Genomic DNA, 12,960 nt, shown 5'->3' on the forward strand with positions numbered 1-12,960 from the left:
GTATAGCCGTGCCTAATTAATGTGCAAGGATTTTCGGTGATCACTTTTTGATCATTCACATCCTTGGTGGAAATGTTTCGGAATTGTCACAGGATATATGACTGGGAAAAAGGCTGCATAATGCAGTAAGAATGTTCGACTGGAGGCATAAACTGTCGCCATTCACCAAAATAGCCGTTACCATTCAATATATAATGGCTAATTTTGCTTCAATTGTACAGATTGAACAAAAAACGAATGTATAAGGACCATGACGGTATGACTTGCGCCGCCATAATCGTCGCAGCAGGATCAGGCAGTCGCGCCAGACGTGATACTGACAAGGTTGCCAAACAATATCTGTCCATCGGTGGCAAGGCCGTTTTGAATCGAACACTCGAGACCTTTCTCAAAAGCGACTTGATCGATCTCGTACAAGTCGTCATCTCCCCACAGGATGAAATGCTCTATCAGGAAACGATTGCCAAACTGGATCCTGACCTTTCTGGCAATGAAAACCGTTGCAAGCTGCTCCCACCGGCTTCCGGTGGCGACACGCGCCAGTCTTCTGTCTTGAACGGGCTAATGGCGCTAAAAGCCAGCAAACCGGATTTTGTCCTGATCCACGACGCCGCTCGCCCTTTCGTCACACAAGACATCGTGCTGCGATGCCTTGACACGCTCAAGAGCTGCAAGGCCTGCCTCGTGGCAAGCCCCCTCACGGATACGATCAAAAGAGCAAGCTCAGACGGCACGATCGAAGAAACCCTTGATCGCAACCAGCTCTGGGCAGCCCAGACACCGCAAGGCTTCAACTTTGACTTCATTTTCGATGCGCATGAAAAAGCTGCGCTTGAAACACGAATGCCGTTTACCGACGATGCCGCCATAGCAGAGTGGGCCGGCGAACCGGTCAAGATCGTTATGGGTGAAGCCTTCAACACCAAATTGACAAACCAGCAAGACCTCGACATGGCGGAGATCCTTTTGAAGAACCCAACCAGTGACACACCGATTCTGAGCGATATCCGCATTGGCACAGGATATGACGTCCACGCCTTCGAAGAAGGCGACGCCGTTATCATTGGCGGAATATCCATTCCCCACGACAAGAAGCTCAAGGGGCATTCCGACGCCGATGTCGCGCTTCACGCCATAACCGATGCCATCCTCGGGGCAATCGCCGAGGGTGATATAGGCACCCATTTTCCTCCTTCCGATCCTCAATGGAAAGGTGCATCGTCTGACCTTTTCCTCAAGGATGCTGTAAGGCGCGTTTCCGAAAAAGGCGGCAAGATCTCCAACATCGATTTGACCATTGTCTGCGAAAAACCCAAGATCGGACCACATCGGGATGCGATGAGATCAGCGATTGCAGAAATCTGCGACTTGCAAAAAGAACGGATCTCCGTCAAGGCGACAACAAGCGAGCAGCTTGGCTTCACCGGTCGCAAGGAAGGCATCGCGGCACTGGCAACCACTTGCCTCCGCCTGCCCGAATAGCGAAACCGAATGAAAGCCCCTTGGTTCGCAAACAGGCGGACAGGAAGGAACTGACATGTATGTAACCCATGACGCCATTGAGCTATCAAATCAGGTTCTCGAAATTGCACGGGAGAAAAAATATCTGATTGCAACCGCCGAATCCTGCACCGCAGGCATGATCTCCGCAGCACTTACGGAAATTCCCGGCTCATCCTCTTTTTTCGATCGCGGATTTGCAACCTACTCCAATGAGGCCAAGACCGAGGTTCTGGACGTACCTGCCGAAATGATCACCCGATATGGAGCCGTTAGTGAAGAGGTTGCAAGAGCGATGGCAACCGGAGCCCTCAAACATTCCAATGCAGATTTTGCAGTCGCCGTTACCGGCATCGCAGGCCCCGCCGGAGGAGGCCCGGACAAGCCGGTTGGCCTTGTCCATTTCGCAGTATCTTCAAAGCAGTTTGAACAAATCCACGAAAAACGCATATTTGCCGCCATGGACAGGGAAAATGTTCGCGCAGCGACTGTCGAGCATGCCCTGATAATGCTCATTAATTCCATGACGCAGAAGCCATTTGTCCCAATGGGATAAAACGCCCCATCTTACCAAACAAAACAAAAAAGCCGCCAAGCAATCTTGACGGCTTCAAAGAAAGACAAGTCTTTTCTAGCTTGTAGCCAGATATGGCACCGGATCGACCGGATCACCCTGAATTCGCAATTCGAAATGAAGCTGCGGGCTGTTGACGCTACCCGATTTGCCAGACTGGGCAATGATCTGCCCGCGGCGAATATGCTGCCCTTTCGCCACAAGAACCTTGTCATTATGCGCGTAAGCGGTCACCCAGCCATTGGAGTGCTGTACGAGCACAAGATTTCCATACCCCTTCAGCTTGTTACCTGCATAAATAACGGTTCCGCTTTCAGCCGCACGAACCGAAGTCCCAATTGGCACAGAAAGGTTGATGCCATCATTCTGCGTACCATTGCTACCACGACCGAAGCTGGTAATGATCCGGCCACGGACCGGCCAACGGAACTTTGCAGTATTGCCCTGCTGAACAGAATTTGCTTTGGCAGCAGGTTCAGACGCAGAAGAACCGGGCTGAGCCACCTGACTCACGGGCAACCGACCTGAGCCACTGGAACTGCTTGCAACGTTATTCTCGATGCTGCCGGTCACGATTGACGAAGACTGATCGCGCGAGCCATTTGACGAAAGCTGAGCGATCCACCTTGGTTTCGACTTTGGAATTTTATGAACTGGCGCAGCGGGAATGGAGGCTCCGGCATTGACCTGTGAAGGGCCAATCGACGCGGTTGACGTATAGTCGACCATCTGCTGACCAGGCATAGGAATACGAAGTCTCTGCCCCATGCGGATTGGCGAAGAGACGGCAAGCCCATTGGCTGACGCCAATTCCTGCGTGGACACGTCATACCGGGACGCAATACCGCTCAGAGTTTCGCCTGGCATGACCATATGCCTGTTCTGTGCGTTGGCATTCTGCTGCAAACGGACGATCTGCTGCCCATAAGGGGAGCGGCTCTGTTGACGCAGTGGATTTGCTTTTGGTACCCGCAACGAAAATGGCAAAGGCGACGCTTCTTCATAAGCAGCCTGCTGAACCGTATTGGTTGGATAATTTGACTGATATGACACGGTCTCCTGCTGGTAGACAGGAATCAGAATACTCTGGCCGGGAGCAACAAAGCTTTGATCCGCAAGCCCATTGACCTCCGCAATCGCCTTGGCCGGAACACCATACCGCCGCGAAAGGGTCTGAATATCCTCACCATATCCCACAGTGACCATAGTTCCGCCGGAGCTGACCCACTGGCCGCTTTTACGCACACCAACAGCCTGAGATGGCAAGACAGACCGGTTGTTCACAGCTTGCGCGACATACCCGGAGCCACCCTGATTGGAAATGGCAGCTGGCGGGGTGATCGAAGCGGTTGAACTGTAATCAAGTTCCTTGGTGCGAGGTGCTTTTTTGGGCAAGGAGAACAGCTTCGCAATACTGAAGCGAGAAAGGTTCAGGCTCCTTTTGCTTGTAGGCTGTTCTGCAACTGGCACGGCAACAGGGGCATTGCTCGAATAATTGGCCGGAGCATAGCCAGCCATTTGCATCTTCGCTCTTGGCGCAGCCTTAGGCAAGGACGTGAAGCGCGACACAACAATTGGCGGACTATTCAGGACACTCTGCTCAACCGAAGCCTGATAGCTGCGACTGGGCACAGTATTCCGAACAGGGACGGATACATAGGTCGGACCAGACGCAGCCTGGCTACTGGCTGACGGCAACTCGGGCATGGAATAGCCCTGAACAGGACCTTGCACGCCCGATCTTGAAATCGAACCCGTCGCCAGGGTATCCGGAGGATACTGCCCTGACAGATTTGTTTTGGGAGTCGTATAGACAGGCGTCCGATAGGTTGGCGTCTGATAGCTAGGCACCGGTTTGACCGAAGCCTGATAGCGGGGTGCACTATAGGTCGGAGCAGACGCCTTGTAATTTGGAACCTGATAAACCGGAGCCGACTTCGAAACCGTCGATGTAGCAGGAATTGCTGCTGGCATCGGCTGATTGACAGCTGTTCCCACAGGGCCAGACCCAACAGAATTTGTGAAAATCTCATTCTGATTGGAAGTGAATCCAGATCCCGGAGTTCCGAAACGATCCATCTCGCTGCTACAAGCCGCCAAAGACGTAGCAATTGCAAACATCGACGTTCTTGATAGAAGCTTACGCAATACTAAATTGTTCATACCAACACCGGTTAAACGCACCACACCCCAAATGTTAGTATTATTAGAGCTCAGTAACCTTTCCAAAACTTTAAAAAAGACATAAAAATCTGAGACATGACCTCGTCTTCACGCCCATGTACAAAAATGCGCAAGACCGGCCCAAAAGGCACCAAATCAGATAAATTCAAACTGAAAAAGCACAGCAAATCAGAAGCTTATTGAAACCCTCAGAGCTCACGACTCTTTCAGCATTTTCAGGCATCCATGATCTGTCATGTCGAGATTGAGAGGCGTGACCGAAATTTTCTTGTGCATCACAGCATATAGATCCGTTCCCTCGGAAGGGTGAGAGGTACGATCTTCGAATCCGAGCCAAAAATAAGATTGGCCACGTGTATCCACACGTGGCTGAACATTCAAATGGGCCTGATCCCGCTTGCCTTGCTCGGTAAATTCCATACCCTCGACTTCATCGGCAGAACAGGCCGGAAAGTTTACATTGAGCAAGGTCTGCCGCGGCAACTCATAATCAAGCAGATCCTGAACGACCTTGGCACCATGCGTTTCGGCACAGCTCCAGTCAAATGTATTATGCGCCGACCAGTCATAGGTCTGACTGAGCGCGATGGAACGAATGCCGATCAACACGCCCTCCATGGCACCGGCAACAGTACCTGAATAGGTCACGTCTTCAGCGATATTCTGCCCGCGATTGACTCCGGAAAGCACCAGATCCGGCATGCGATCAAGAACATGCGTTGCACCCATGATAACGCAATCGGTAGGCGTCCCATGCACTGCGAAGCGTTTGTCACCAAGTTTGCGCAGCCGCAACGGATCATGCAACGTAAGAGAGTGGGACATGCCTGATTGCTCGGTCTCGGGCGCAACAATCCAGACATCATCGGACAGAGTGCGTGCAATCTTCTCGAGTACCGCCAAACCTGGCGCGTTGATACCATCATCATTGGTTAGAAGAATACGCATCTCATCCCCTCACATCTTTCACGGTTAAAAACTGATCACGCACCCGATAGCGCGTGATGAATATCAATAGAAGGACCAAGTCCGAAAAACGCAAAGCTTCCGGACTTCGTCGCTAAACGATCAGGCTGAAATCTTTTCCAGACCGCCCATATAAGGCCGCAGGACATCCGGAATGACAATCGATCCGTCAGCGGTCTGATAATTTTCCATTACGGCAATCAGGCAGCGCCCTACAGCAACCCCCGAGCCATTCAATGTATGCACATATTTCAAGGACTTGTCGTCTGCGCGATACCGGGCATTCATCCGCCGGGCCTGGAAATCACCGCAGGTCGAAACAGAAGAGATTTCGCGATAGGTATCCTGACCGGGCAGCCACACCTCTATGTCGAAAGTCCGGCGTGCGGAGAAGCCCATATCACCAATACACAAGGTGACAACACGATAGGACAGCCCCAGTTTCTGAAGAATTGTTTCTGCACACTGAAGCATCCGTTCCTGCTCTGAAACCGAAGTCAGCTCATCTGTGATCGAAACCATTTCAACCTTGGTAAACTGGTGCTGGCGCAACATGCCACGCGTGTCACGCCCCGCAGATCCGGCTTCGGACCGATAGCAATGGGAAAGCGCGGTAAAACGCATCGGCAACTGATCGGCATCAACGATGCTTTCCCTGACAAGATTGGTCAGAGGGACTTCAGAGGTTGGAATGAGCCAACGATCATCGTCGGTATGGAAGGCGTCTTCGGCAAATTTCGGCAACTGTCCCGTGCCATACATGACGTCCGAACGAACCAGCGTCGGAACAGACACTTCCTCGCAGCCATGCTCATTGACATGAACATCGACCATGAATTGTCCGATTGCCCGTTCAAGTCGCGCCAATTGTCCCTTGAGCACGACAAAGCGCGATCCGGACAGTTTTGCTGCGGCTTCGAAATCCATCATCTTCAACGCTTCGCCCAGCTCGAAATGCTCCTTTGGCTCGAAACCGAGCTGTGGCTTCTCACCCCAAACGTGATGCAGAACATTGTCCGCTTCATCCTTACCCGGAGGAACATCATCAAGCGGAATGTTGGGCAGGCCCGACAAGACATCGCCGAGAGCGGCTTCAATCTCGCGCGTCTTGGCTTCGCCATCCTGAATCGCGCTCTTGAGAGAACCGACCTCAGCCATCAAGGCCTGAGCCTTTTCCTCATCGCCCGCCCCCTTGGCCTTGCCGATCTCTTTGGAAGCAGCATTGCGACGCTGTTGCGCATCCTGCAATTTCTGAACCTCGGCAACCCGCTCATCATCCATCGCGATCAGTCGGGATGACGATGCTTCGGCTCCGCGTGCGATTTGAGCCTTGTCGAATGCCTCTGCATTCTCGCGAATCCATTTAATATCAAACATGTCATTAATCCCGAATCTAGCTTTGGTGGGAGGGTGGAAAGATTAAGTCGAAGGGAAAATAGGCAAGGGCTTCACACGAAGCAAGCACAATGCCTTCCTGCCGCGGCAAAGACGCAAATAACCCACAAACTATGACATCTGCGCGACAGGCAGAAGAGACAAGAAGGCCGCCTCTTGCGCATTTTCCGCAAGAAGTGGCCTTAAGAGCAAAGAATGGCACGCGCTTAAGCGGACGTTTCCTCTTCTTCCTGTTCTTGCTCGCGCGCTGCGCGCTTTTTCTCGGTCATGCGAACCGAGTAAATCGAAATCTCGTATAGAAGCAGCGTCGGCAAGGCCAAACCCAACTGGCTGATCGGATCGGGAGGCGTCAGAATGGCGGCCATGATAAAGGCAACAACAATCGCATATTTGCGTTTTGTTTTCAGAAAATCGCTATCCACCAGTCCCGTCTTGGCAAGAAGGGTCAGCGCGACAGGCAATTGGAAAACAAGACCAAATGCGAAGATCAACGTCATGATCAGGCCGAGATATTCACTCACCTTTGGCAGATGGCGAATTTCAACGGCCCCTTCCCCAACCTGCTCCATCGAGAGGAAAAACTGCATCGCCAGTGGCATCACGACAAAGAAGACCAGACAGGCACCGAGCGCGAACAGGATGGGCGTCGCGATCAAGAATGGCCGAAACGCCTCCCGTTCATGTTTGTAGAGACCGGGAGCCATGAACATGTAGATCTGGCTGGCAATGACCGGAAACGCGATAAACAAGGCCCCGAACAGAGCCAGTTTGAGCTGGGTGAAGAAATATTCCTGCGGTGCGGTGAAGATCATTTCGACCTGATGCGTCCCCCCGACAGCCCGCTCATAAGGGATGACAAGCAGATTAAAAATATCGCTCGCGAAATAGAAACAGATCAGAAATGCAATCCCGATAGCGATCACTGTTTTCAGCAATCGGCTGCGCAATTCGATCAAATGCTCGATCAGCGGCGCTTTTGAGCTTTCAATCTGCTCTCGTTCACTCTCACTCATTTCTCGGCCTTTTGTGTCTCATCTTCTGAAGGCTCTTCACCCTCTACAGGCTTCTTGTTTTCATCTGTGCCTATCGCTGTGTCTTCCGCATGCCCGGTATCGAGTACGGGTTCAACGGCCTCAGGCTCGGCATTTTCATTAAGAGACGAATTGATCTCATCCGTGCTTTGCTGGATGCTTTTCGAGACATCATCCGTGGCAGATGTAATATCGGTCAATTGCTTGCTGACAGCATCCTTGACCGCAACGCGCGGATCGAGCGACTTGATGTCTCCGATTGTCGTCTTGACATCTTCAAGCTCAGCCTCGCGAAGAGCTTCGTTGAACTGATTTTGAAAATCACCCGCCAAACGCCTCAGGTTGCCAACGGTTTTGCCAACGGTTCTGAGCAAACCGGGCAACTCTTTCGGGCCAACCACCAAAATGGCAACCACGGCAACAATCAGGATTTCACTCCAACCGATATCAAACATCGAGCAGTACCAGACCAACTATTCATGAGGAACGAAGAACGAAACGGATCGACAAGTAGTTCTTAGACCACCTTGTCCTTTTCCTCGCTTTCAGAAGACACTTTTTCTGCCGGCTTGTTTTCAAGCACAGCAGTGCTGTCGTCGTCCTTAAGGCCTTTCTTGAAGCTGTTGATGCCTTTTGCAACATCACCCATCAAATCAGAGATTTTGCCTCTACCGAACAACAGAACAACCACAACTGCGATAATCGCAACCTGCCAAATACCAATCTGCATCAGAAAAACCCTTCGAATTCTGTCTAGTGCCATCACCATCCTGGCACACACCATTTGTATATGCCTTTTGCAGGCTTTCACCTACCTTGTCAAAGAAATAAGCACTTTAGAATGAATTAGCAAATATCAGGATGTCTGTTTTTCGAAATGATACACCGATCATTTCCCCTTTCCGAAAGCTCTGCCCCGAAGAGATCTTTGCAAAAATGGGTTGGTCACAGCCCTTGATAGAAATCTCGTAAAGATCAACTTCGCCCAGAAACATCCGGCTTTTGACCCGAGCAGTAAGCGCCGTTACGTAGTCTTCGCTGATAGCCTTGTGCAATCGAACGCCAGTTCGGCGGATACAGACTCTTACCTTCTGCCGAGGTGAGAAGCCGTCGGCAGAAAAACTGCCGATCGGTGTTCTTGCCAATCCGCCCGAAATGACCCCCTCAACGGCATTGAGATCGGCAAAAAAGCGGGCCGCCCAATAATCGACGGGACTGCGATAGAGCACTTCAGGACGGTCATACTGGACAATGCGCCCATCCCGCAGAAGAAGGATGCGATCACTGATCCGAAGAGCCTCTTCCGGATCATGTGTCACCAACACACAGGTGGTGCCGATTTCACGGAGCAGACTGATGGTTTCGTTTCTCACCTGATCCCGCAGTCGATTATCAAGGCCGGAAAAAGGTTCGTCCATCAACAGCACGCTTGGTCTGGGGGCAATGGCCCGAGCAAGTGCAACCCTTTGCTGCTGCCCACCAGAAAGCATATGCGGAAAATGTTCTGCCCGGTCTTCCAGCCCCACTCGACAAAGGGCCGCCCTGGCCTCCACTTCTGCGGCTTTTTCCGGCAGGCCCTTCAGCCCGAACATGACATTGCGCAAAACGGTAAGATGGGGAAAAAGGGCATAATCCTGAAACATCAGGCCGACATTACGCTTCTCGGGAGGCACAAACTGGGCATCATCCGAAACGACCCGTTCATTGATGGCAAGCGTGCCGCTGGTTTGCCTTTCGATCCCGGCCGCTATCCTGAGCAGGGTTGTTTTTCCTGCACCGGACTGACCAAGCAGCGAGACCACCTCACCCGGCTCGATCCGGAAAGAAATATCGCGCAGCACATCCTTTTCTGCAAAGGAGCAATTGATCCCTTCGAAGCTGATCCCCGCCGCGATCGAGGCGCCCACTGTCCCCTTGCAACCCCACGCATCAAGTGCTTCTCGAGTGTTCATTCCATCATCCTGCCATTTCATCTGGCCATGTTACAAATGCTTTCGACAAAAATACAACTATCATATTCATATTTACGCGTCACGCGGTCAATTTTGAAAAAAGTCGAAGATGTCATGCCCTGAAATGGATTGTAAGCCACACAACAATAAGCAGGAATCAATTCCGATGGATACGAATTGCCCCGAAAACAGTATCGATAATAATGCATATGAGACATTCCAAATGGAAGTGCGATAGCAAATTGACTTCGAAAACCCGATTTGTTTTAAACGCCATGAACCCCGCCGGCCCGCAATGCAACAATGCCTTGGCGCATGAGCATTTTTTTCAAGTTTGCGGATGACCGGTCCTGCAACACGTTCAAATGCAATCCCAATGAAAAAAATCAATACGCTGACCATGGCGGTCGGGCTGGGCTCCATTACAGCTCTGGCACCGCTGGCAATCGACATGTATTTGCCCGCCCTGTCTGTCATCGCAAATGACTTTCAGGCAACAGCCGGCGATACCTCTCTAACGCTCATGACCTTCTTTGCAGGTTTCACTCTGGGGCAACTCTTTTACGGTCCGGTTTCTGACCGGGTGGGCCGAAAGCCGGTGATTTACGGTGCGATTTCTTTATTCATCATAGCCTCGATCGGCATCATGCTATCCCGGACGATCGGACAGATGATTGGCTGGCGACTCGTCCAGGGTTTAGGCGGCTCGGTCGGCATGGTCATAGCCATGGCCATGGTGCGCGATCTCTATACCGGCCAGACTGCGGCAAAATTGCTGGCCATGATCATGATGATCACCGGCCTTGCCCCCATTGTCGCCCCGATTGTTGGTGGCGGTATCCTGACCTTCAGCGGCTGGAAAACAATTTTCATGTTTTTTGCCGTTTTCGGACTCTTCGGAATTCTCTGGATAAAGCTCCACGTACCAGAAACCCGTATGGAAGAATTGCGCTCTATCTCCAATCCTGCAAAGGCATTCCGCCATTATGGACATTTGCTTGCAAGCAGGAGTTTCATTCCTTACGCTCTGACGCTGGCCTTTGGACAAGGGGCTTATTTCGCCTATATCGGAGGATCTTCCGCAGTCCTTGTCGATGTCATGGGCCTATCGCCCCAAATGTATTCCGTTGCCTTCGGAATCTCGGCGATTGGCATGGCGATTGGTGCGCCCATCAGTGCAAGACTGATCGGCCTGCTTGGAGCACATCGGATCGTCAAAATCGCAACAGCCATTTACGCCCTTGCAGCCTTCTGCCTCTTGGCAATTGAATGCAAATTCGGCACGAGCCCGGTGGTAATGGTTGCTTTTTTCTTTGTCGAAATGGCGATGATGGGAGCACTCTTCACCAATTGCAACATGCTTGCTATGGAGGCCCATGGCCAGATCTCGGGCATTGCCGCAGCTCTGATCGGAGCGCTGGGCTATGGCTTTGGCGCAATCGGCAATGCGTTGGTTGGTGCCTTTGACAATGGTACGGCGATGCCGATGCTGCTGATTATGAGTGCCTTCACCATGGCCTGTGTCATTCACACCTGGGTGACCTATCGGGAGCCGGACATCGAAGCCGTTCCGAATCCCCAGCACTCATGATGCCGGAACATGCGCGCCTGTACCGGTCGGACAACGACCCGGTGCAGGCATCATCCCTCGTCTTCTTCCTCATCAAACTGACCAGTCTCCAAAGCCAGTTCCAGCAAATCCGCTTCGTCCAGAGGATCCTCGTCCTCGGCCAGATCGTCATTATCGTCAGGCGACGGCATGGAAAATGCTGGTGGCAAGGCCGAGTCCAGCATGCCTGCTCCCTTGAGTTCCTCAAGACCGGGCAAATCCTGAATCGAGGCAAGATCAAAATGAACGAGAAACTGTTCGCTGGTACCATACGTTACCGGACGCCCCGGCACGCGGCGCCTGCCCCTGATGCGGACCCATTCGGTCTGTAGCAGGACATCAAGCGTCCCTCTCACTGTGGAAACACCCCTGATCTGTTCTATCTCGGCCCGAGTAACCGGTTGATGATAGGCGATGATGGCAAGGGTCTCGAGGGCTGCCCGAGACAGCTTACGTGGCTGCAAAGCTTCCGCCTGCATCATGAAAGACAAGTCTTTTGCCGTACGAAACAGCCATTTTCCATCGACCTCAACCAGATTGACACCACGTGTCGAATAGTCTTTCTTCACCTGTTCAATCAGCGCCTTGATGTCAACCGAGTCAGGCATGCGAATGGCGATGTCCTCAAGGCTCAAGGGTTCGGCACTTGCGAACAGCAATGCTTCAACCATCCGCTTGAGCTGTTGACGCGCCTCCTGCGCAAGCGCGAAAAATTCATCCTCCGCGCCAAGTACGCCCAGTCCCGATTTCTTGTCCAACTCACTCATCGCACTTTCCTGTCTTGCTGCGAATATAGATCGGTCCGAAACTCTCGGTTTGTTTGACCTCCAGATAACCCTCCCTGACCATTTCCAGCGAAGCGGCGAAGGAACTCGCAAGAGCCGTCGGACGTATGTCGGAGAGCTTGAGATAGGTCCGCAAAAGCTCATCCATCGGCGTCCAGTCCGATATCCCCCCGACAAGGCGATTGAGCACGTCCCTCGCTTCGGCCAGAGACCAGACCTGACGTTTGCGAACATGCACGAGCGACACGGACTTGCGCTGTCGCAGCGCCGCATATCCGGTCAAAAGATCATACAGACTCGCGGCAAAACGTGGTTTCTGAATGAGTGACATATCTTCCGGCTGGCCACGAACGAAGAAATCCTGACCAAGACAATCCCGCTCCATCAGCCTGCTGGCAACCGCACGCATGGCCTCCAGCTTGCGCAGTCGAAAGGCCAGCATAGCCGCCAGTTCTTCACCACTCGGCTCGTCCTCATCAGGCAATTCGGGAATGAGCAACCGGGACTTGAGATAAGCAAGCCACGCCGCCATGACCAGATAGTCGGCAGCCAGTTCAAGCCGCAGTTTTCGAGCCCGCTCAATGAAAACGAGATATTGCTCGGCCAGAGCGAGAATAGATATCTTGGTAAGATCGAGCTTCTGCTTCCTCGCAAGTGCGAGTAAAAAATCAAGAGGACCTTCGAACCCCTCGACATCGACGATCAGAGCCGGTTCGCCAACCCCCGCCTTCTGGACAAGACCGATGTCCCCCATATCGCCCCAGCCAGTGTCAACAGATCTGTCACCTGACGCAGAAGGCGTTGCATCTGTCTGCGGGTCGGCGTGCGCAATATCCAACAGCGACGGAGACCGGCGATCCGGCCCGTTGCCATTCTCATTCTGCCCGCCATTTGCGACCATGGTTCGCGTCAATCCACTCTTGCGAATTGAGCGATGCAAATCGCCCATTTCTGAGGAAAACTG

Annotated in this window: 12 protein-coding genes; 3 read left to right on the forward strand and 9 right to left on the reverse strand. The window is 52.4% G+C overall.

The genetic code is table 11. From position 1 onward, the window contains the following. Window positions 1–258: 258 nt before the first annotated feature. Both ACHZB8_RS18590 and ACHZB8_RS18595 read left to right on the forward strand, forming a co-directional pair. Window positions 259–1,482, forward strand: coding sequence for a bifunctional 2-C-methyl-D-erythritol 4-phosphate cytidylyltransferase/2-C-methyl-D-erythritol 2,4-cyclodiphosphate synthase (locus tag ACHZB8_RS18590; RefSeq protein ID WP_316862510.1), 1,224 nt, complete (start codon window positions 259–261; stop codon window positions 1,480–1,482). Window positions 1,483–1,537: 55 nt separating this feature from the next. After that, entirely contained in the window at window positions 1,538–2,056 is a 519-nt protein-coding gene (locus ACHZB8_RS18595; RefSeq protein WP_316862511.1) for a CinA family protein, read from the forward strand. Between the two features lie 75 nt (window positions 2,057–2,131). On the opposite strand, the gene ACHZB8_RS18600 is transcribed toward ACHZB8_RS18595, so the two are convergent. From ACHZB8_RS18600 to ACHZB8_RS18630, 7 genes are all read right to left on the reverse strand, one after another. Further along, on the reverse strand, window positions 2,132–4,195 hold the full coding sequence (locus tag ACHZB8_RS18600) for a peptidoglycan DD-metalloendopeptidase family protein (protein ID WP_316862512.1): 2,064 nt from the start codon (window positions 4,193–4,195) through the stop codon (window positions 2,132–2,134). Window positions 4,196–4,453: 258 nt separating this feature from the next. Further along, window positions 4,454–5,206, reverse strand: a complete 753-nt coding sequence (surE, locus tag ACHZB8_RS18605; RefSeq protein ID WP_316862514.1) for a 5'/3'-nucleotidase SurE — start codon at window positions 5,204–5,206, stop codon at window positions 4,454–4,456. A 120-nt stretch (window positions 5,207–5,326) separates the two neighbouring features. Then, window positions 5,327–6,601: a serine--tRNA ligase gene (serS, locus tag ACHZB8_RS18610; protein WP_316862517.1), complete on the reverse strand. Its 1,275-nt coding sequence runs from the start codon at window positions 6,599–6,601 to the stop codon at window positions 5,327–5,329. 224 nt (window positions 6,602–6,825) lie between these two features. Then, window positions 6,826–7,632 carry a twin-arginine translocase subunit TatC gene (tatC, locus tag ACHZB8_RS18615; protein WP_316862519.1) on the reverse strand — a complete coding sequence of 269 codons (807 nt, stop codon included), beginning with the start codon at window positions 7,630–7,632 and terminating at the stop codon, window positions 6,826–6,828. Further along, window positions 7,629–8,105 carry a Sec-independent protein translocase protein TatB gene (gene tatB / locus ACHZB8_RS18620; protein ID WP_316862520.1) on the reverse strand — a complete coding sequence of 159 codons (477 nt, stop codon included), beginning with the start codon at window positions 8,103–8,105 and terminating at the stop codon, window positions 7,629–7,631. The genes tatC and tatB overlap by 4 nt, the downstream gene beginning before the upstream one ends. 62 nt (window positions 8,106–8,167) lie before the next feature. Beyond that, window positions 8,168–8,383 carry a twin-arginine translocase TatA/TatE family subunit gene (locus ACHZB8_RS18625; protein ID WP_394706228.1) on the reverse strand — a complete coding sequence of 72 codons (216 nt, stop codon included), beginning with the start codon at window positions 8,381–8,383 and terminating at the stop codon, window positions 8,168–8,170. A 103-nt stretch (window positions 8,384–8,486) separates the two neighbouring features. Then, window positions 8,487–9,602: an ABC transporter ATP-binding protein gene (locus ACHZB8_RS18630; RefSeq protein ID WP_316862523.1), complete on the reverse strand. Its 1,116-nt coding sequence runs from the start codon at window positions 9,600–9,602 to the stop codon at window positions 8,487–8,489. 376 nt (window positions 9,603–9,978) lie between these two features. Between ACHZB8_RS18630 and ACHZB8_RS18635 the strand changes: the two genes are divergently transcribed. Beyond that, window positions 9,979–11,193 carry a multidrug effflux MFS transporter gene (locus ACHZB8_RS18635; protein WP_316862524.1) on the forward strand — a complete coding sequence of 405 codons (1,215 nt, stop codon included), beginning with the start codon at window positions 9,979–9,981 and terminating at the stop codon, window positions 11,191–11,193. Window positions 11,194–11,243: 50 nt separating this feature from the next. On the opposite strand, the gene scpB is transcribed toward ACHZB8_RS18635, so the two are convergent. Both scpB and ACHZB8_RS18645 read right to left on the reverse strand, forming a co-directional pair. Beyond that, complete coding sequence (scpB, locus tag ACHZB8_RS18640) at window positions 11,244–11,978, reverse strand: SMC-Scp complex subunit ScpB (protein WP_394706222.1); 735 nt, start codon at window positions 11,976–11,978, stop codon at window positions 11,244–11,246. Beyond that, window positions 11,971–12,750 (reverse strand): ScpA family protein, encoded by a 780-nt coding sequence (locus ACHZB8_RS18645; protein ID WP_316862795.1) that lies wholly within the window; start codon window positions 12,748–12,750, stop codon window positions 11,971–11,973. The genes scpB and ACHZB8_RS18645 overlap by 8 nt, the downstream gene beginning before the upstream one ends. Window positions 12,751–12,960: the final 210 nt, after the last annotated feature.

It is taken from the genome of uncultured Cohaesibacter sp., from assembly GCF_963556055.3.
Taxonomy (GTDB): Bacteria; Pseudomonadota; Alphaproteobacteria; order Rhizobiales; family Cohaesibacteraceae; genus Cohaesibacter.